Raw genomic sequence first — 21,253 nt, 5'->3', positions numbered from 1 at the left:
TTACTGGAACTTCTTCACGTTCATGCAGCGCATGGCGTTAAGAATGGCCAGAATTGCCACGCCCACATCGGCAAACACCGCCATCCACATATTCGCGATGCCCACGGCGGCAAGCACGAGCACGGCAAGCTTCACGCCCAAGGCAAACACGATGTTCTGCCATACGATACCCATGGTTTTGCGCGACAAACGAATCGCTTTCGCGATATTCGACGGCTTATCGTCCATGAGCACGATGTCGGCCGCCTCAATGGCAGCATCGGAGCCCATCGCGCCCATCGCAATGCCGATATCGGCGCGGGTGAGCACGGGCGCATCGTTGATGCCGTCGCCTACGAAGGCAAGCTTGCCTTTCTTGCTTTCCTCATCCAGCAAGCGCTCAACTTCCGCGACCTTGTCTTGGGGCAGAAGCTTGGCGTGGAATTCATCCAGGCCAAGCGTCGTGGCAACGGAACGGGCGACTTCTTCCGCATCGCCGGTCAGCATCACCGTTTTGGTCACGCCCGCTGCATGCAGGTCGGCGATAGTTTTGGCGGCATCGTCTTTCACCATGTCGGCGATAACGATATGACCCAGGTATTTTCCGTTTTCCGCAACATGCAGCATCGTTCCGACGAGCTCGCAGTTGCTGGCATCAATATCGAGGCTCGCCATGAGTTTGTCGTTGCCAACGCTCACGTGCGCGCCGTCGATTTCAGCCTGTACGCCACGCCCGCTTACCTCACTCGCATTCGACACGCGGGCTTCGTCGACACGCTCGCCGTACGCTTGTTTTACCGACATCGCGATAGGATGGTCGGAATACGCTTCGGCATGAGCCGCCAGCTCAAGCAGGCGATCGCTTTCGACGCCTTCTGCGGGATGAACAGCAACAACGCCGAAGGTACCGCTCGTAAGCGTACCGGTTTTATCGAACACGACCGTATCGACCGAGGCAAGCGACTCCAAGTAATTGCTGCCCTTGATCAAAATGCCAAGCTTGCTCGCGCCACCAATACCGCCGAAAAACGAAAGCGGAACGCTGATGACAAGCGCACATGGGCAGCTCACTACGAGGAACGTAAGTCCGCGGAAAACCCAATCGCTCCACGCGCCGAAGCCGAGCAGGGGAGGAAGCACCGCCAACGCGAGCGCGACTCCGCATACTGCAGGCGTGTAATAACGAGCGAAGCGCGTGATGAAATTCTCGGTATGGGCCTTCTTTTCGGCAGCGTTCTCGACCAGCTCAAGAATACGACTCACTGTTGACTCGCCAAAGGGCTTCGTTGTTTTAATGGTAAGCAATCCTGTGAGGTTCACGCAGCCAGAGACCACTTCGCTGCCCGCTTCGATGGCGCGCGGCACACTCTCGCCGGTTAAGGCGGCCGTGTCGAGCTGGGAAGATCCTTCCACAACGATGCCGTCAATCGGCACGCGCTCGCCCGGCTTTACAATGATTTCGCTGCCAACAGCAACGCTATCGGGGTCAACCTGCTCCAAATCGCCGTTCGCGTTACGCACGTTCGCGAAATCGGGGGCAATGTCCATCATCGCCGCGATCGATTTGCGGCTTTTGCCGACCGCGTATTGCTGGAACAGCTCGCCCACCTGGTAAAACAGCATAACCGCTGCGCCTTCGGCCATATGGGGGCCGGAGTCGGGGAAGAATACGAGCGAAAATGCGCCGATCGTCGCAACGGCCATAAGGAAATTCTCGTCGAACACCTGGCCGTTTTTGATATTGCGCGCCGCTTTGAGAAGAACGTCGTAGCCGGCAATCGCATACGGAATAAGGTACAGCACGAATTCCGCATACACCGCATTGCGTTCGCTGCCGAGCCAAACGGAAAGGGGCAACAGCTCCGTTAAAGCGAATATCAGCGCAAACGAAACGAGCGCAAGAACAATGCGCTTTCTCCAGCGCCTCAATTTCTTATTCATGGCAATAATCCACCTTGAGATTTATCGCACGATCTCGCAATCGGGTTCGATTTTTCTGCAAATAGCCTGCGCTTCGTCCATGATTTCGTCGAAGCGCGCATCGTCGGCCTCGACGACGAGCTTCTGGGTCATGAATGTCACTTTGGCATCGACAACGCCATCGATTTTCTTGATGGCGGCCTCCATTTTCGCTCCGCAGTTCGCGCAATCAAGTTCGTCGAGCTTAAACGTCTTACGCATGGCTTGTTCCTTTCACTCATGCGGGTTAATAGGCTTATTCGCAAATATGGGTCATGCCCTGAGCGATCATCGTGTATACGTGGTCGTCGGAAAGCGAGTAGATTACGTTTTTGCCATCGCGCTGGAATTTCACCAGGTGGGCCTGCTTCAACGTGCGAAGCTGGTGCGAAACGGCGCTTTGCGTGGCGCCGATAACCTCGGCCAAATCACTTACGGAGAGCTCACGCCCCATAAGGGCATACAGAATTTTGATTCGCGTCGTATCGGCGAAAACCTTGAAGAGGTCTGCCAAATCGTAAAGCAGCTCTTCGTCGGGCATATCGGGGGCCGTTTCATGAACCTGCTCGCAACCGCAGCTGCAGGAAAGGCGAGGTTCTTGAATGGCCGGTTCTTCAACAATAGTCTGTGCCATGCTTGCTCCTTTATGAGACCAAACAAACATATGAACAACTGTTCATAAGTATAGATATAAGAACGGCGCTGTCAACAAAGGCAGCGCCACAATTTCAAGTATTTTGCTTCGCTTGGCGAAAAGGCGCCCGCAAGAAGAGGAGCGCGCAGAGGGGCCAAGTTCCTTACACGGGGGAGAACCGTCCTAAGCGGCGGCCGGTTGACCCCCTTCGGGCCTCGTTCCTCGCACGGGGAGAACAACCCGCTTTTGAGGCCGGAAGGAAGCACCCTGTCTAACAGACTCGTTCGCGCAATTCCCAGGGGCGCGAAACAGGCTCGACGCTCGTGTCGGGGCATCGTGTCCAGCGTGCGCTATTCCTCAATTCCAGCCAGCGCGTTGTTCATCGCGTAGCGAATGACGTCGGATCGACTCAGCATTCCGACAATCGCGCCGTTCTGCATGACGGGCACCTTCTTCAATTTATGCTGCGCCAAAAGCGTGCATGCCTCTTGGAGCGTTGCGTCTTCAGGAATGCTCACGACGCGTTCCGTGGCAATATGCGAAACAGGAAGCGCGATAAGTTCTTTAAGCTTCTCGTCGAACGTTTGGCTATTTGCCGCCTCCATGAGCGAATACGAGCTCGTAATCGCCGGATGGCATTCGGAGAGGTACCGCATGATGTCGCCGTCGGAAATAAAGCCGATTGGGACACCGCCGTCATTCACGACCGGCATGCCGCTTACTTTGCGATTGACCAGCTCATGCATGACTTCCCCAACAGGCATGGTGCCCTTTACGACAAAGGGGGTCTTTTCCATAAGCAAGGCTATTCCCGTGGGTTGCTGGGCTTGAACGTGTTTGGGGGCAGCGTTGTCCCGTTTTACCGCGGCTCGGCAGAAGACAGTGGCGCCAATTGCCGACACGAGAGCCAAAGCGGCAGCGAAGCATACGGCAACGGCAAAACCCTGGGCAACAGCGGCGTTTTCCAGTGCGCCGGAGTTCAGTACGGCGTTTTCCGACGAGGACATAAGTCCGATGTAGAGCGAAGGACCTGCACACGCGGCGATTTGCGTGAATGTCGTCATAAGGGCAACGCCGAAGGGGTTTTCGCGCGGCGGAAGCGTACGCAAACCAGCCGTTTGAGAAGGAGAAAGCGTCATGCCAACGCCGATGAACACCAAAGCCGACGCGAAAAACATCGCAACAATGGAGTACGACGAGGCGAGCGTTGCCATGAGCGCAAAGCCCACGGCAACGCTCGCAAAACCAAGAGGGATAAGGGGCCATCCTCCGCGTTTGTCCATAATTCGGCCGCTCACCAGGGTCGATACCGCGTTGCACAGCACGGGAATGAGCATGACCACACCAGCCATGAATGCCGTTATGCCGCATGCGCCTTCAAGATAGAGGGGGAGCAAAACGCTCATCGAGAACGTTGACATAAGGGAGACCAGAGCGAAAACCGCAGCGGGCCAAAACGAAACGCGACGCATGGGAGAAAGCTCGATAAGCGGATATTGGCAGGCGAGCTGACGGGCGACAAAAGCCACGGCTGCCGCAACCGCGACAACGAGCGAGACGGCTCCGAGCATCGTGTCTATCGCGATTTCCGCCAAACCAAACGAAAGCGCGAACAACGTGACACCCGAAAGGGCCACCGAAGGCGCATCAAGATGCGCTTCGCTGTTTTCGAGGTCTTTCACATAGATGAAGCCCAAAACAACAAGAAGCACCATAACCGCAATCGGTGCAATAAATATCGAGCGCCACCCCAGATTCGTGACCAATGCGCCACATACAACAGGGGCGAAGGCAGGGCCAAACGTAATGGTGCATCCACCCAATGAGAGATACGATCCAAGCTTATTCTTCGGCGTCACGGCCAAAATCGTATTCATCATAAGAGGGATGAACACACCCGAACCCACCGCTTGAATGATTCGCGCGACTAAGAGCATGGCGAAATTCGTTGAGATGAGGCCTAGAACCGAGCCAGCCAAAGTAAGGCTACTCGCGGCAAAGAACAGCGCTCTCAGCTTAATGCGACGATAGAAGAACGCCATGCACATAACGACAATCGTTGAGGCGATCATGAATCCCGTTACAAGCCACTGCGCCGTAACTGAGTCAATGGCGAACTCGTCCATGATGGCGATAAGGCCCATATTCACGAGGTTCTCATTAAAGCCAGCCAGGAATGCTCCGCCGTATAAAACTGCCAAGAGCATGGTCGATTGTTTTCCCTGCATACCAGAAAACTCCTTATTTGGGCGCACGAAAGGCGCCGCGTTGCTGCGGATACATGCGAGCCCGAAGGCCCAACAGCTGGACTTACGTTGTGAAATGCGGGGCGAGATATACGCCAGAATGCATGGTGAACTGCTCACTGCGCGAGTGATTGTAGCGAATTTCAACTCGCAGGAGGGCTCTTATTCTTGAATCTCCACGCGAGGGGCGCGTTAGCGGCTCTCGAGAAGCTCGATCAATTCTGCACGGCTATGCACATCGAGTTTCTCGTAAATATGCCGAATATGAGTGCGCACCGTGGCAGACGAGAGCACGAGTTTTTCTTCGATCGATTTCGCTCCGTGACCCGTGGCCCACAACATGAAGACCTCGGTCTCGCGCGCGGTGAGGCCGAACTTCTCGGCGACTGCGGCAATGCGTTCATCCATGGTTGGCGCGGGTTTTTCCGCATTGGGCTCGCAGGCTTCCACGTCAAGCTCGCCCTCTTCAACCGGCTCAAACACAAGCGCATTGTCGCGGTCGGAAAACATGAAGCCCGCAATAACGATGAGTATCACGATGGAGCTTACGCAGAACGTCACCATCATGGAAGGAAATGCGAGCGCGGCAATTTCGCCGAGCGCCATGCCAGTATGAATGGCACACCGCCCAACAGCGAAAATCAGAAGCGCCGAAAGCCTCGAGGAACGGGCGATTTCGATGAGCAAGACCCATGTGAGCATATCGATGAACATCGAGCCGGCCGAAGCGGCGAAGTACGCTGTTGCCGAGTCGGGCTCGTTGAATACCGTAAGCGCCGCAACGCCCAGCGCAAAAAGCGGCGCCGCCGTTCTATAAAGCGGCCCGAGCTTGAAGCTCGTGTGGGGCAAAAAGAGACTGTATACAAGAAAAATGGCCGCAATCGCGAACGTCGATGCCGCCACAATAAAGGGGTCATGGTATACAGCCGGCGCTTCGGCGCCCGTATACGTGCGCAGGCCGCCGCTCACTACCATGGTCAGAAGAATGCCCGCAAGCGCGCGAGACGAAAACGGGCCGCACAGCAAGTCTTTAATATCACGAAACGCATTGACGCCCTCGGGGCTTTTTGCCGCATGCGAGCGAAGCGTGAATGGATGGGGCCCGCGATTAGGACACATCGCCATCATGCAAACCGAAAGCAGGGGCAAGAAAGCAACGATCACGCCCGAAAGGGGAGCGGGAATGAGCGAAATCAGGCCATACAGCACGCCCGCAAGCATGAATGATCCGGCGGTGAGCCCCGCAGCCTCGCGGGCATCGAGTGTACAGAACAAAACACCCCAGCCGAGTGCGAGCAGGGGAGTCGAAAGCCCCGGTAAAAGAGCTCCAAGCATAAGCGACGCAGCAGCGCTGTCAATAACCTCGGTCGCGTAGAACATCGACCCGAATGCCGACACCATGGCCGCAGCCCAAAGGACATTGATCGAACGTCCGGCACGCTCAAGCCTGTTATGATTGAATATGGCTACCGCGAACGTCGCGCACCCCGCGAGGCCCGAAATGATATGCAACCATGTAATGGCCGTTTCATCTCCATTGGAAAATGAGACAACGGTCGCCGAATTAAATGACAAATAAACCCATGTCCAATACAGGCCAAAACCAAGAAACCACGCTTTGTTCGCGCACGTATGATTCGATGAATGCGCCAAGGCCGCCCTCCCAAGCGTCGGCTTTTCGTAAACGGTACTTTATCACGACGAAGCGCACGTTTTTCCCACGTTGGCGTTCTATGCAATCATCCATGGCTTCTACCAGGCCTTTTACTTAATCCGATGAAAAAATCAACAGTAATTGATGATACGAATTGCTTCTATTTTCTTGGGAAATGGACAATTCCCATCGATGGAATATTCCAGCGATGATGCCAAGATGCATGCCAGACGACAGGCGAGGGGCCTGTCAATCACGTCATCAGGGAGGATACATCATGGGTATCGAAACCAAGGGAATGTCGCGTCGTTCGTTCCTCGGCGCAGGCGCAGTCGTTGCCGCTGGCGCTGCTTTCGCGGGCCTTGCGGGCTGCTCGCCTTCGGGCGAAACGAAGGGCGCTGAAGCCACGAGCGCTGCTGCGGCCGGTGAAACCCGCGACCTCGGATCCGCTTCTTTTGAGCTTACCGCCGACACCAAGCAGGCCGACGAGACCAAAGAAGTCGACATCGTCGTTGTCGGTTCTGGAATGGGCGGTTTTTCTGCCGCGCTCACCGCAATTGAAGAAGGCGCGAAGAGCGTTGTGCTTCTCGAAAAGAACAATTCGCTCGGCGGCTCCACCAATATGGCTGAATGCCCGGCAGGCGCACGTCCGTTTGAATACACCGAAGAAGAAGCTCGCGCAGCAGCCGCAGGCGCGCAGGCCGATAGCTATGGCGTAAGCGACCCCATGCTTCTTTACAGCATGTTCCGCGATGCGAAGGAAAACTTCGGCTGGCTGTTCGACACCCACGGTATCGGCTGGACGAAGCAGGGCCAGGCTCCCGCATTCTACGAGGGCGGCAATGGCAAAATCGCCATCGAGAAGCTCGCTGCCGCTGCTGAAAAGGAAGACGGCCTCGAGGTTCTTACCGAAACCCCGGCGACGCAGCTGTTGCTTTCCGACGAATACACGGTCGAAGGCGTGCGCGCCAAGACGAAGGACGGCAAATACGTCGATTACAAGGCCAAGGCCGTCGTGCTCGCAACGGGCGGCATGTCCACGAACAAGACCCTGCTCGCCGGGTACACGAGCCAAGACCTTGATAAGACGATTGGCTGGGGCCAGGGCCAAGACGGCGACGGCCATCTGATGGCCGAGCAGACCGCCCACGGCCGCGCAAATCACCTCACGGTCGACTCTCTGTTCAATAACGTGAAAGATTTCAGCTATGACAGCGCCCTTGGCGTATGCGTCGCCATGCAACCGAGCAATTTCTGGGTGAACCAGGATGGTCTACGCTTCATGAACGAGAACATTTCTTCGACCGCCGTTTCTGGCAAGGTTGTTGAAACTCAGGGTAGCGTATGGTCAATCGTCGATGCCGACGGCATTCAGAAATACGCGGAAGGCGGCTGCCAGCGTCATTACTCGGGCTTCGCCGACAAGCTTGTAGGCAACGCAATCGATGGCCTGCAGGATGAAGTCGACAAGGCGGTCTCTGGCAACGACGAGTGCTTCAAGGCCGATACCATCGCCGATCTCGCCAAGAAAATTGGCGTCGATGCCGATAACTTGGCCGACGAAATCGAGAAGTACAACACGGGCACCGATGCCGAATGGGGTAAAGAGGCAGAAAACATGTGGCCCATCGCGACCGCGCCGTTCTATGCCTTCCGCATTTCCTCGGGCATGTTGAACACCTCGGGCGGCATTCGCATCAATACAAATGCCCAGGTCGTCGACGATCGCTATAAGCCCATCGCTGGCCTCTACGCTGCTGGCGTTTGCACGAGCGGCTGGGACGGCGAGGTCTATGGTAACGGTACTTGCCAGGCAAACGCGCTGTTCTGCGGCCGTACCGCGGCAAAGCACATCGTGAAGAACCTGCTCTAGCATTGTGGCATCGCGGTGAACCTGCATCGGCCTCGCGAAGAATTCGCTTGAGTTGGTTAATCCGCAACGAACAGGCTTCAGGCAAGCGTAACCTAGCCTTCCATCATGGCCGTCCTTCGGGGCGGCCATGATTCGCTTAAGCGTCGAATGCAATTCTGGGTTTTGTTCAAAAATGCCCTCGAATGTGGCATCAAGTTCGCTATAGTTTCATCATTCGAATGACGATCGGAAGAAACCTAACGAAAATCCCAGGTCAGATGCGTGGGTACTTTTTGGAAGGAAGCAGCACGGTTGAAAAATGCCACATTCGACCCCATTTTTCGACAAGAACCCCCACACACGCAGCTGTCGCTTGCCTTAAAGGAACGCAACATACGAAGATAGGAGCCCTCATGTCCGCTTGGTCCCTTTACGATGAACTAATTGACGCCATGCCCTCAGGCATCACCGTGCACGATTACTGTCTTGGCGCGCATTGGACCTACATCGTGGCCGATTGCGGCATGGGCCTCGCCAAAACGGTGCGTGGAGACGGCAAGGGCCGATTCAAGCAAAGTCCCGTCGACGTCGACCTTAAAACGCTTGCAGCATTGGCCAAATCATGGAACTGGCTCGAAGCGAGCCTTGGGGTCGCGGCTATCAATGCCTATTATGCGACCCCCGATGCCATTGAGTCCCTTGGTGGCACAATCGACGAGGGCGTTGCGGAAAGCGACGATGTGAGCAACCCCTTCCATCGATTGAAGGGGCGCTATACGGGCCGTAAGGTTGCCGTCGTGGGTCATTTTCCGAACGTCGATGAAATGCGCAAAGTCGCCCAAGTAACAGTACTTGAGCGCAATTGCACGTCGCCCACCGATACGCCCGACCCCGCATGCGAATACATCTTGCCCGAGCAAGACTACGTGTTCGTAACGGGAACATCGCTCACCAACAAGACGATGCCACGCCTGCTGGAACTCTCGCGCGAGTCGAAGCTGTACGTTCTGGGCCCGAGCGTCGTGCCCGCACAAGTTTTCTTCGAACGCGGCGTGAACGGTTTAGCTGGGAGCGTTGTCGTAGACGCGAAAGCGGCTCGAGCGGCCGTCAAAGGCGGCAGCAAAGCGCAATGGCGCGCGGGAATTAAGAAATTCATGATTGAGGCCTAGATTTCCGAGCGTGGTAGAAAACATAGAGCCTCCTGCTAGAAAGGCTCGATCACGAAGCATGGTTAGAGCATAAAGCCCCAGCACAGTTTAAGCATGAAACGCCGAACGGCATCTGAACATGAAGCATGTATTGCGGCTGGAAGCCTCGACCCATGCTCGATTGGAGGCGTCGGTCCCATGCGCGATTGAACAAGAATTGCCCATGTCGAGCCGCATGATGAATCGCAAGTTCGATCCCACACGCGGTTAGGAAGCGAACCCCAACCCCGGTTGTGAGTGGAGCCCGAATCACGGTGGGGCACAGAACCCAATCACGGTCGAAACGGAGATTTTTCATCGCGGCCGAAGCAGAAAGCCCCAACACGGCCGGCGGATGAAGCGCGCCAATTCAACCCAATCGCGCCGCAAGGTTCTTAGCGCAGGAACGCCGCTCAATTGAGCGGCGTTCCTTGTCAGTGCTCCTTATTGCCCTAAGGAGAGTGGCGAGATGGCATGCCAAGGGGGTGGGGCAGAGGCCATTCGCCTTACGGATAAACAAGTTAAGGGCAACATCCGGGGAATGGGCGGGGCGGCAGTGCGCCAAGGGGGTGGGGCGCGTGGCGCCGCCCGCCTCTCGAGTTAGCGAATCGTTGAAGAAGCGAAGGAAGAGAAGGCTTCTACGAGTCCGATATGCTGAGCGGAAAGGGGGTGCCCGCCCAGCGTCTCGGTCGCTTTCAAGGTGGATGTTAACCACGGGTAAGTTTATACAGGCTAAGTTAACCCGTGTCAACACTTTTTCGAAAGAAAGTTTCCTATGGTGAATAATTTCGCCGAAACGCCCCGCAACCCATATTTCATATACGATTGTTTCGACCATGTTAATTCGTCTAACATTTACATGGATTGAGCCGCCAATAGCCAAAAGACTTTAGCATGCGACAGTGCGCGGGTGTAAAGTAGAGACATATTGAACGTACGTGTTGAAGGAGCAACCATGACAGTCGAGAAGAAAGACCTTGACTGGGGCAGCCTCGATTTCGGCTACCGCAAAACCGACTATAGCTATGTCGCCAATTGGAAAGACGGCGAATGGGACGAAGGCGGCCTTACTGCCGATCATGAAATCCACCTTTCCGAGTGCGCTGGCATTTTTCATTATTGCCAGGAGGTCTTCGAGGGCCTCAAGGCATATACCACCGAAGATGGCTCCATTGTATGTTTCCGCCCCGATATGAATGCTGAGCGCATGTACAACTCCGCCCAGCGTCTCGAGATGCCCGGCTTCCCGCAAGAGCGTTTCATTGAAGCCGTGAAGCAGGTTGTGAAGGCGAACGCTGCGTGGGTCCCGCCGTTTGGCTCTGGCGCCACGCTGTATGTTCGCCCGTTCATGATTGGCTCTGGCGAGGTTATCGGCGTTGCTCCCGCACCGGAATACCAGTTCCGCATCTTGGTAACTCCCGTCGGGCCTTACTTCAAGGGCGGCTTGAAGCCAATCACGATTCGCATTTCTGAATACGACCGCGCTGCCCCACACGGCACCGGCAACATCAAGGCTGGCCTGAACTACGCCATGTCGTTGCGCCCCATCATGGAAGCGCATCGCCAGGGCTATGCCGAGAACCTGTACCTTGATTCCGAGACGCGCACCTATGTTGAGGAAACCGGCGGAGCAAACGTGCTGTTCGTCAAGGGCGATGGCACGCTCGTTGTGCCGAAGTCGCACACCGACTCGATTCTGCCCTCCATCACGCGCCGCTCGCTCGTACAGGTCGCCAAAGACCTCGGCATGAACGTCGAAGAGCGCTTCGTCGAGTGGGCTGAAGTCGCTTCTGGCGCATTCGTCGAATGCGGCCTGTGCGGAACCGCCGCCGTTATTTCCCCTGTCGGTCAGATCGACAACAAGGTCTATGGCGCCAATGAGGAGGTCACCTTCCCGAATGGCAAAGACGAAATCGGTCCCGTGATGAAGAAGCTTCGCGAAACCCTCACGGGCATTCAAGATGGCGCTCTGGAAGACAAGCACGGCTGGGTCTGCAAGATCGACGTCGACTAGCTCGAATCGTAGACAAGCTTGCCTGAAAGCCGCCCTTCGGGGCGGCTTTCTCATATCCCCGCCTCTTCCGCCCAGACTGCGCGATATCGCTCGACACAGCTCGCTACCGCTTCGCCCTACGAGCTTCGCTATGCGCTCGCTTGACGGCGTTTAGTTCGAAATCGAAAAAACGAACACCGACGCCATGCAATATCGCATCGTCTGGGCGGAAGAGGCTGCATTCGAAATCCGTAAGCGCGTTCGAGTTTGCCCCAGATGAATGCCCGCATCTTTTCATTCTCGAAACGCTGCCTCGCAAAGGTCACGCAAACACTAAACCGCCAAACGAAATCACGCCATCACTCATGACCTCGAAGCTTTATATATTTCAGCAACGCGTCAATGAGCATGCGGCAGAGCGAAGACCAGGCAACAAGAAAAGAGCCACCCCGTAGGGTGGCTCTGTAATCGATTGCGCGTATGCGAATCTTATTTATCCCACGTCTTGGGATCGACCGTCTGGCCAGCCTTAGCCATATTGCGGAATTCAGAAGCGGCGGTAAACATAACGTCGGAAGCAGAATTCAAGGCAGTCTCGCAGGAGTCCTGAATAACGCCGATGATGAAGCCAACGCCGACAACCTGCATCGCGATGTCGTTCGGAATGCCGAACAGCGAGCAAGCCAGGGGAATAAGCAGCAGGGAGCCGCCAGCGACGCCTGAAGCGCCGCACGCAGACACGGCAGCGAGCACCGAGAGAATAACCGCAGTCGGAATGTCGACCGAAATACCCAGCGTGTTAGCCGCGGCGAGCGCCATAACGGTAATGGTCACCGCAGCACCGCCCATATTGATGGTCGCGCCCAGCGGAATGGAAACGCCGTAAGTGTCTTTGTTGAGGTGCAGCTTCTGGCACAGCGTCATGTTCACCGGAATGTTCGCGGCGGAGCTGCGAGTAAAGAACGCGGTAAGGCCAGATTCGCGCAGGCAACGAAGAACGAGCGGGTAGGGGTTCGTCTTGGCAATAACGCCAATCATGATGGGGTAGGCGACAAGCGCGACGAAGAACATACAGCCCACGAGTACGGCCAAAAGCAAACCATACTCGGTGAAAATCTCGATGCCGTTGGTGGAAACCGCATCGTAGACCAAGCCGAAAATACCGAACGGAGCGAAGCTGATGATCCAACGCACGACCGTTGCGATAGCGTCGGAGATGTTCGTGAAAACAGCCTTGGTAGCCTCGGTCGCTGCGCGCAACGCAATGCCAATCAAAATGCCCCATGCAAGAATACCCAGGTAATTAGCGTTGGCGAGCGAATCGACAGGGTTCGCGACAACATTCATGAGCAGCGTCTCAAGAACCTCGGTAATGCCCGAAGGCGCCGCCTTCTCGGCAGCCTCAACGCCCGAAAGGGTAAGCTCGATGGGGAACAGCTGAGACGCGATAACGGCAACCAGCGCCGAGATGAACGTGCCGAACACATACATAATGATGATGGTCTTCATCGATCCATCGGCATGGGCATTCGCCAAGGCGGCAATAACCAGGAAGAAAACCAGAATAGGAGCCACAGCCTTCAGGGCGCCAACGAACAGGCTGCCAAGAATGGTGATGCCCGCGATGGGCGAAGTGCCATCCATGTTCGGGAAAATGACGCCAAGAATAGCGCCAATGATCAGGAATACGAGGATTCGCTTGATCAGGCTGATATCGTTCCACTTGTTCCACAGGGTTTTCAAGGGGAACTCCTTTCTTCTCGTGCGGTGCGCGTCGGGGCCGCTCCTGCTTCGCGTGGCGACCTTCTTTTGATGGAGGGGCTTCGACGAGCGCCTTTTGTTGATTACGAAATGGTAACCGCTTCATCGCGCTAAAGCGCCAACTTTTTCACATTGCCAGAAATGCGGCGGAATGCGCGCTGCGAGCGGAAGCCAATAAGATGGGGCGTACGCATGCCGTAAAATTGCAGGCACGCAGAGATGGCGCGGTACGTCTAGCTTCCTTCGCCCAAGGGAGTTTTGGAAGACCTCGACGCATTGGATAAAATCGGTTCGCGATTTATGCGAGAGTCCGACATAGCGGGCGGCGCAATCGCTCGTTCGCGCCGCCCGTGAAAAAGCTTACGCCGCGTCAGGCACATCGACGTCTTTGCCGGCGTCGGGGTCGTTATATACATCCATATTGATGCGACCAGCTTGCTTAGCGACAACGGTAGTACAAACTGCATCGCCCGTAATATTCACAGCCGTGCGCGTCATGTCGAGAATACGGTCGATGCCCATGATGAGCGCGATACCTTCGAGCGGCAGACCGACCGAATTGAACACCATCGAAAGCGTGATAAGACCAACCGAAGGAACGCCCGCGGTTCCGATAGAGGCAAGCGTTGCGGTAGCGATAACCGTGGCGTATTCAACAGGACCCAGTGGCACGCCGAACAACTGCGCGGTGAACACAACGGCGACGCCCTGCATGATAGACGTGCCGTCCATATTGATGGTCGCGCCCAAAGGAATGGTGAACGAAGAAATGCGGCGATCGACGCCCATTTTGCGCTCGAGCGTTTCCATATTGAGAGGGATGGTCGCGTTCGAGGTTGCCGTTGAGAACGCGAACGCCATAACGGGGAAGAACTTCTTCAGGAACATGATGGGGCTCACGCGCGCGAGCAGCCACAGCATAATCATGTACACGACGAGGCACTGCACCGCAAGCGCGAGCAGCACGCCAAGCATGTATTTCACCATGGGCACGAACGCCTCAAAGCCCACGTTCGCAAACGTGCGAGAAAGCAGGCAGAACACGCCGATAGGAGCGACGTACATGACGATAGAGGTCATCTTCATCATGATGTCGTTGAACTGTTCAAAGAAGCGGTGCACCGTTTCAACCTTGCGGCCCATGATGGAGATGATAATGCCCACGAACAGCGCGAAGAAGATGACAGCGAGCATATCGCCCGAGGCCAACGCGTTAATGGGGTTCTTCGGAATAATCGAGAGCAACGTGTCGGCGACCGTCTGATTGTTGCTTTGCGCCTTATCGAGGCTCGAGGTGTCGCTCACCAGAATGGAGGACATATCGACGCCGAGCCCGGGATTGAGCAGGTTGCCCATGCATAAAGCGACAGCAATAGCGAGCGCAGTCGTGCACAGATAGAAGATGAGCGTTTTCACGCCAATCGTGCCGAGCGTCTTCGTGTCGCCGATAGATGCCGCGCCGCACACGATGGAGCAGAACACAAGCGGCACAACAAGCATTTGCATAAGACGAATGAAGCCCTGGCCCACGACATAGAAGATGCCGTTCACGAAAATGTCGTCACGCACGGTTCCCGCAGGAATGACGTAATGGAAAATAACGCCGCACACGATGCCGAGCGCAAGCGCGATAAGAATGACTGACGTAAGGCCCAGCTTGCGCTGCTTCTTGCCAGCGGTTTGGTTTTCGTTGGTCATGGTCGACCTTTCTATGGGCTATTCGGCGAGCAGGCCGTGGGCGCCCAGGTAGTTTTTCACATCGTCTTGCCACGAAGGCATGGAATACACACCCGTAAGGCGCATCATGAGGTTATCGAGCTCAATGCGATAGGCCTCGGCGGGATCTTGGCGACCAACAAGCGTCGTGGTAGGAACGCCTGCCAAATCGCACACGTGCTTCGCGAATTCAAAACGGCTGCACAAGCCCTTATCGGCCGCATGGAACGTGCCGAATTCGTCGCATTCAAGCGCGGCGACGATGAACTCGGCCAATGTGTCGACCGACGTGGGGCTTGCGTATTGATTCGTAGGCACTTCGACAGTTTGACCCTCGCGGCACGCTTTCAGAAGACGAGCGATAAGATCGTCTTCATTGGCCGTATATACCCAGCTTGAGCGTACGATAATATGGCGAGAGCACAGCTCGCGAACCAAGCGCTCGCCCGCTTCTTTCGACTTGCCGTAAATATGCGGAGGCAGGGTTTTGTCGAACTCGTTAATGGGGTGGGCGATAACGCCAGGGAACAAGTCGTCAGTCGAGAGATGCACGAGCGTTGCGGCAGAACTCGTCGCAGCGATGGCCAAATTGCGCGCGCCGAGCGCATTGACCTTATAAGCCAAATCGGGGTTCGCCTCAGCGTCTTCCTTACGCGCCATGGCAGCGCAGTTGATGATGACTTCGGGGCGATAGGTGTCGGCATGCTGCACGACCGTGGTGAGATCGGTAATGTCGACCTCGATGTCGGTTGGAATGATGGTGTAGCGCGAATGATCGAGCTTATGCTCAATGGCGCGACCTAATCGCCCGCTTGCGCCGGCGATCCATACGACCGTTTTAGGTTCAATGAACATGGGAATCCTTCCAGATGATTTGGAAACTGCAAAAGTATACGCCACTTTTGCACGCTAAAGCGCTTCGATGGCAATTTTCCGTACGATATGCCGACATGCCCCAATCGCATCGAATCCCCAACCAGCTTTTCGCTTCGTCTCGATATAGAGCTCACCTGACATTTGCCTTACTTTCGAGGACCGCGCACCTTCAACGTTTACCCCGAGTGCAATAATGCACAGTGAAAAGGAGGGCACTATGGTAGAGAACAGCCTGCGAGACAAACGCATTCTGGTAGTCGATGACGAGCCCCAACTTCGTCATATGATCGTGGACGTGCTTCGCGCTGAGGGGTTTTGCGCGATTTCACAAGCCGGGTCGGTCATGGAGGCGCTTGCGGTATTCCGCGAAACAAACCCCCAGCTTGCGCTGCTCGATGTCATGCTGCCCGACGGCGACGGCTTTACGCTGTGCGAATACCTGCGCTCGCTTTCCGCAGGCACGCCATTGCCCGTGATGTTCCTTACGGCGAAAAACGAGACCGAAGATCGACTCGCGGGATTGCGCACGGGCGCCGACGACTACATTCCGAAGCCTTTTTCGCCCCAGGAGCTCGTGCTGCGCGTATGCGCCGTGCTTCGTCGCTGCTATCCCGCCCAACCCGATACGCTTCAGCTCGCAGCATGCACGCTTGACCTGTCGAATGCAGAAGCGATTCGCCCAAACGGTGAACGCGTATCGCTCACCGTGAAAGAGCGCGAAATTCTCACGGCGCTCGCGCGCAATGCGAACCGCATCGTCACGAGCGAAGCGTTGTGCGAAGCCGCCTGGGGCGACAGCTTCGGCTATGGGCAATCGCTCATGACGCACGTGCGACGCATTCGAGAGAAAATCGAGGACGATCCCTCGCATCCCGCATCGCTCGTAACGGCGAAAGGCCTTGGATACAAACTCATCGTTCAGGGGTAGCGCATGGGAGCCTTCAAGAAAAAAGCCCCAACGCCCACCCGCGATGCGGCCGCCCAATGGCGCATCAATCGCACGCGCCGTCAAAGCTTTGCGCCTGCGTATTTCGCGAAGCAAGCCTTCTTATTCATCGGCCTTACGATGCTGGTGTTCTTCGTCGACATCGCGATATATATCGTTTTCCAGTTCGCGATTTACAACAATCCCGATTATGACGGATCGCCTAACAGCACCACCTTCGAGGTTGCCGACAATCTCGAAGCAATCGAAGACGAGGACGGCGCGACGACCTATAAGCTTTCCGACAATACCGCCTCGTGGCTCGATCAGCAGAACGCGTGGGCACTACTCGTGGGAAATGACGGCACGGTTCTCTGGAGCCACAATGCACCCCCAGAAATCGCGAATCGCACCTATACCCAAAACGACATCGCAAATGCCGCGCGCACGTTCTACCTCGAAAACTACCCAACGTTCTTTGGGACAGGCCGTGACGACGGCACCATTATCGTGGGATACCCCACAGACGAATACGTGGCGTTCCCCGTCAAATACCTGGGAAACCGCGAGTTCGTCGGAATACTTGTTCTGGGAATAGTCCTCATCTATCTCGACGCGCTCATCTTCTTTATGGTGTATAGCCTATCAAGGCGGCGCATGCTCAAGGCGATCACACCCGCCGTGGAAGCCCTTGACGATTTGGCCCATGGAGTACCAACGCATATGGAGATGAAGGGGCCCCTGGCCGATATCGCCGAAAGCGTGAATGCCGCAAGCGCGATCATCCAGCATAAAGACGAAGCCCGCAAGCGATGGGTTTCAGGCGTAAGCCATGACGTGCGCACGCCTCTCGCCATTTCGATGGGACATGCCGAGCGCATCGCGAACGCGACGAACGCGCCGGCCGAGGTGAGGGAGTCAGGCGAAGTCATCGTTCGCCAAAACGAACGCATTCGAGACTTAGTCGAAGACCTCAATATCGTCTCGAAGCTCGAGTATGATTCGCAGCCCATGAATATCGAGACTATTCAGGTGGTTCCTTTCGCCCGCGGCATTGTGGCCGATTACCTTAACGCCGGCATCGACGCGCAATACGAACTCGAGTTCTTTGACACGCCGGCGGTGCAAGAATGCACTATACAAGCCGATGAGCGCCTGTTGCGCCGAGCCGTGCGAAATCTCATCGACAACGCGATGCGGCACAATGGCGAAGGGTGCAAGATTGCACTCTCGCTCGAAGTCGAACCTTCAAGCATGCTCGCCATCACGGTCGCCGACAACGGACGCGGCTGCGATACGTCGCGCATGGCCGCCCTCATGTCGCAAGCATCAACGCCCGATGCGAGCTACGATGCCCATGGCCTGGGACTCACGCTCGTGAGCCGCATTTCAATCATGCATGGCGGATACGTGTCGTTCGCAAGCGAGCCTGGACGAGGATTCACTGCGACCATGCGCATACCCACCGCAATGCCGCAGAGCGAGCCGCCGCGACTCGAAAAGCGAGAAAGTCAGGCAAACGTAAGGTAGGCGCAAGGGCGCCGAAAGAAGCGTTTCGTACCTTTGGATTATCAGGTAAACCGAAGGAAGGAAACGCCATGAGCCACGTGCTTGAAGTCGACAACGTCGTAAAGCAATACGGAAAATCGAGGAAGGAATCGGGGGCGGCAACCCTCGCGCTCGCGGGAGTCAGCTTCTTCGTCGACGCAGGGGAATTCGTCGCCATCATGGGTCCTTCGGGATCGGGCAAGTCAACGCTGCTCAACTGCATCTCGACGATCGATACCCCGACCTCGGGATCGATTCGCGTCGCCGGACGAGACGTCACGAAAATGCGCGGGGGAGAACTCGCTAAATTCCGCCGCGACCAGCTCGGCTTTGTATTTCAAGATTCGAATCTGCTCGACACCCTCACTGTGCGCGAGAATATCTCGCTCGCGCTCACCATTCAGAAGAAACCGACGAACGAAATACCTTCCATGGTCGACGAAATCGCGACGAGGCTCGGCATTGCGGAAATCTTGGAGCAATACCCCTATCAAATCTCGGGTGGGCAAAAACAGCGCGCCGCAGCGGCGCGCGCGGTTATCACGAAGCCAAGCCTCGTATTGGCCGATGAGCCGACCGGCGCGCTCGATTCGAAATCGTCCAAGCAGCTGCTTGAAACGTTCTCAACGCTCAATCGCATGGGCTCGACGATAGTCATGGTGACCCACGACGCCTTCGCGGCAAGCTGGTGCTCGCGCATCATCTTCATTCGCGACGGTGCGCTCTATGGCCAAATCCAACGAGGCGCACTCAACCGCACGCAGTTCTTCGAGACTATCGTTGCTGCGACCACGCAGATGGAGAGCGAGGCCGCCAATGCTCGTTAAGCTCGCCTTCGCGAATGTGCGCAAATCGGCGCGCGATTTCGCCGTCTACTTCTTCACGCTCGTGCTGGGCGTAGCGGTTTTCTACGCGTTCAACTCCATTGCCGACTCCTCAGCGGTGCAAAGCTTGCCGACCGACGTCTCAAGCGTCGTGGACCTCCTTTCCGAAATTATTGCCGGCGTTTCAGTCTTTATCGCTATCGTGCTGGGCTTTTTAGTGCTTTACGCCAATGCGTTCCTTATTCGCCGCCGCAGGGCCGAATTCGGCATGTATTTAACGCTCGGCATGGGGAAGGGCGATTTGCTGAAAATCTCGGCATGCGAAACGCTCATCGTTGGCACCGCGTCACTTGCGGTTGGCCTGCTTGCAGGCGTTGCGCTTTCGCAAGCGCTCACATGCTTGTGCCTTTCTATGATGGCACAGCCGGTTGAGGGCGTGACGTTCTCGTTTTCGACGAAGGCGTTCGCGATGACCGTCGCGGCCTTTGCGGCCATCTTCGCCGTATCGATGCTTTGGAATTGCGCACACCTTGCCAAATCGAAGCTCATCGATTTGCTCGCAGGATCGCGCAAGAACGACAAACCTCGCTTGCGCAACTTGCCGCTCTCGTTCATCCTGTTCATCGCGTCGCTCTGCATTATTGGTTACTCGTATTCTATGCTGCTTCGCACGGGGCTTCTTTCCGACGACATGTCGAACCTACTCGTAGAAACGATTCTCGTATGCATAGGAACAGTGCTGCTGTTCTTCTCGCTTTCGGGATTTCTGCTCAAAGCCGCCCAGATGATACGACCGCTCTACCTGCGCGGACTGAACATGTTCTTCCTGCGCCAGCTCGCATCGCGCATCAATTCCACATTCATGAGCATGTCGGTCATCGCTATGACGCTGTTCCTCGCGCTCACAAGCGTATGCGGCGGCATAGGAATCGTCGATGCCATGCAGAAGAATGCCGAAAGCGGCATACGATGCGATGCCTCGTTCACCAGCTATTACGCCATGAATGTCTATGACGAAAACGGCAACATGGGCACGCGGTCGCTCGTCAACGAATTCGTCGAAGAATCGAACTTCGATGCAGCCGTCGGCCTCTCGAAGCTTACCAAGCAATATGGGGCGCCTTCGTGGAACAGCATGGTGGAAGATTCCGCGCAAATCAACTTCTACCCAAGCGATGTGTCTTTCGATACGCTGCACGACCTCACAGATCTCAACTTGCTCGACTCGGTTGGCGCGGGTCTGATCACTGAAGACACAACGCAGCAGAAGGCATACCTTATCAAGGCGTCCGACTTCAACGCAGCCCGTGAACTGTGCGGCCTTGAGCCGATTGAGGTCAACGATGGCGAGTGCCTGCTCTGGTCAGATTTCGCCACGACGCAGCCGTATTTAACAAGCGTGGCCGCGAAGCAGCCGACCATCGCCATTGGCGACACGCAGCTAAAGGCGCAGCGCGAGATCGCAACCGATACGATTGAGTGCACGAGCATAAGCACAAGGGCGTTTCAGATCGTCGTTCCCGACGACGTCGCAACAGGCGAGCCCGCCATGGCGGTTTTCGACGCACGCATCGCCGATGGCATGCAGGAACCATTTGCTGATTTCTGCCAAGCCTTAAGCGACAGGAACAATGCGGAAGAAGGCTCCTGGCCCCTGTATATGTACCAAAACGTCGCGGGCGTGCAGGCCGAGAGCCACAACCTCACCGCGCTTGTGAGCTATCTCGCGATGTACATCGGCTTCATCATGGTCGTGGCCTGCGCGGCGATTCTCGCCATTCAGCAGCTCTCAGACGCAAACGACAACGCGCGCCGCTACGAGCTGCTCGCAAAACTGGGCGCGCCACAACGCATGATTTCAGGGGCGCTCTTCAAACAAGTGCTCATTTGTTTCGCATTTCCCCTAATCGTGGCAATGGCGCATACGATCTGCGCCATGCAAACAGTGAAAGACCTCGTACTCGTATTCGGCAATTTCAATCTGAGCGCAACCGCGCTTTCAACCGCCGCGATCTTCCTTGCAGTGTACGGCGCATATTTCCTCGTGACGTACTTCAGCGCCCGTGCGATCGTCATGCCGAAGCGTTCGTAGCCGCGCA

At 56.1% G+C, this 21,253-nt stretch carries 16 protein-coding genes; 7 read left to right on the top strand and 9 right to left on the bottom strand.

The annotated features are described in order from the left end of the window. The 6 genes from Q0D41_RS01730 to Q0D41_RS01705 all read right to left on the bottom strand — a co-directional run bounded on the left by Q0D41_RS01730 (position 1) and on the right by Q0D41_RS01705 (position 6,565). Positions 1-1,920, bottom strand: coding sequence for a heavy metal translocating P-type ATPase (locus Q0D41_RS01730; RefSeq protein WP_294374262.1), 1,920 nt, complete (start codon positions 1,918-1,920; stop codon positions 1-3). 21 nt (positions 1,921-1,941) lie between these two features. Beyond that, a complete protein-coding gene (locus Q0D41_RS01725; protein WP_288483984.1) occupies positions 1,942-2,160 on the bottom strand; it encodes a cation transporter in 219 nt (72 codons plus the stop codon). A 34-nt stretch (positions 2,161-2,194) separates the two neighbouring features. Beyond that, positions 2,195-2,479, bottom strand: coding sequence for a helix-turn-helix transcriptional regulator (locus tag Q0D41_RS01720; RefSeq protein ID WP_294374464.1), 285 nt, complete (start codon positions 2,477-2,479; stop codon positions 2,195-2,197). Positions 2,480-2,922: 443 nt separating this feature from the next. Then, positions 2,923-4,800 (bottom strand): MFS transporter, encoded by a 1,878-nt coding sequence (locus tag Q0D41_RS01715; RefSeq protein WP_294374254.1) that lies wholly within the window; start codon positions 4,798-4,800, stop codon positions 2,923-2,925. A gap of 210 nt (positions 4,801-5,010) precedes the next feature. Next, positions 5,011-6,219: a helix-turn-helix transcriptional regulator gene (locus Q0D41_RS01710; RefSeq protein WP_294374251.1), complete on the bottom strand. Its 1,209-nt coding sequence runs from the start codon at positions 6,217-6,219 to the stop codon at positions 5,011-5,013. 163 nt (positions 6,220-6,382) lie between these two features. Continuing rightward, entirely contained in the window at positions 6,383-6,565 is a 183-nt protein-coding gene (locus tag Q0D41_RS01705) for a hypothetical protein (protein WP_294374248.1), read from the bottom strand. A gap of 184 nt (positions 6,566-6,749) precedes the next feature. Here Q0D41_RS01705 and Q0D41_RS01700 point away from each other — a divergent pair, with 184 nt between their 5' ends. The 3 genes from Q0D41_RS01700 to Q0D41_RS01690 all read left to right on the top strand — a co-directional run bounded on the left by Q0D41_RS01700 (position 6,750) and on the right by Q0D41_RS01690 (position 11,525). Beyond that, positions 6,750-8,345: an FAD-binding protein gene (locus Q0D41_RS01700; RefSeq protein ID WP_294374246.1), complete on the top strand. Its 1,596-nt coding sequence runs from the start codon at positions 6,750-6,752 to the stop codon at positions 8,343-8,345. A 392-nt stretch (positions 8,346-8,737) separates the two neighbouring features. Then, the gene (locus Q0D41_RS01695) at positions 8,738-9,493 is read left to right on the top strand and encodes a DUF364 domain-containing protein (protein ID WP_294374244.1); all 756 of its coding nucleotides are present in this window, start codon (positions 8,738-8,740) and stop codon (positions 9,491-9,493) included. 973 nt (positions 9,494-10,466) lie between these two features. Further along, positions 10,467-11,525: a branched-chain amino acid aminotransferase gene (locus Q0D41_RS01690; protein ID WP_294374241.1), complete on the top strand. Its 1,059-nt coding sequence runs from the start codon at positions 10,467-10,469 to the stop codon at positions 11,523-11,525. Positions 11,526-11,993: 468 nt separating this feature from the next. Here the strand turns inward: Q0D41_RS01690 and sstT are convergent, their stop codons facing one another. From sstT to Q0D41_RS01675, 3 genes are all read right to left on the bottom strand, one after another. Further along, positions 11,994-13,247 (bottom strand): serine/threonine transporter SstT, encoded by a 1,254-nt coding sequence (gene sstT, locus Q0D41_RS01685; protein WP_294374237.1) that lies wholly within the window; start codon positions 13,245-13,247, stop codon positions 11,994-11,996. A gap of 378 nt (positions 13,248-13,625) precedes the next feature. Further along, a complete protein-coding gene (locus Q0D41_RS01680; protein WP_294374234.1) occupies positions 13,626-14,963 on the bottom strand; it encodes a dicarboxylate/amino acid:cation symporter in 1,338 nt (445 codons plus the stop codon). An 18-nt stretch (positions 14,964-14,981) separates the two neighbouring features. Next, on the bottom strand, positions 14,982-15,836 hold the full coding sequence (locus Q0D41_RS01675) for an NAD(P)-dependent oxidoreductase (protein WP_294374231.1): 855 nt from the start codon (positions 15,834-15,836) through the stop codon (positions 14,982-14,984). A gap of 238 nt (positions 15,837-16,074) precedes the next feature. Between Q0D41_RS01675 and Q0D41_RS01670 the strand changes: the two genes are divergently transcribed. The 4 genes from Q0D41_RS01670 (at position 16,075) to Q0D41_RS01655 (ending at position 21,246) form a co-directional block, all read left to right on the top strand. After that, on the top strand, positions 16,075-16,785 hold the full coding sequence (locus Q0D41_RS01670) for a response regulator transcription factor (protein ID WP_294374228.1): 711 nt from the start codon (positions 16,075-16,077) through the stop codon (positions 16,783-16,785). Positions 16,786-16,788: 3 nt separating this feature from the next. Continuing rightward, positions 16,789-18,312: a HAMP domain-containing sensor histidine kinase gene (locus Q0D41_RS01665; protein ID WP_294374225.1), complete on the top strand. Its 1,524-nt coding sequence runs from the start codon at positions 16,789-16,791 to the stop codon at positions 18,310-18,312. 68 nt (positions 18,313-18,380) lie between these two features. After that, positions 18,381-19,157, top strand: coding sequence for an ABC transporter ATP-binding protein (locus tag Q0D41_RS01660; protein WP_294374223.1), 777 nt, complete (start codon positions 18,381-18,383; stop codon positions 19,155-19,157). After that, complete coding sequence (locus Q0D41_RS01655) at positions 19,147-21,246, top strand: FtsX-like permease family protein (RefSeq protein ID WP_294374220.1); 2,100 nt, start codon at positions 19,147-19,149, stop codon at positions 21,244-21,246. Before Q0D41_RS01660 ends, Q0D41_RS01655 begins: the two co-directional genes overlap by 11 nt. Positions 21,247-21,253: the final 7 nt, after the last annotated feature.

The organism is uncultured Slackia sp., assembly GCF_934630525.1.
In the GTDB taxonomy this organism is placed as follows: domain Bacteria; phylum Actinomycetota; class Coriobacteriia; order Coriobacteriales; family Eggerthellaceae; genus Slackia.
This window is presented reverse-complemented; position numbering and strand designations above follow the sequence as displayed.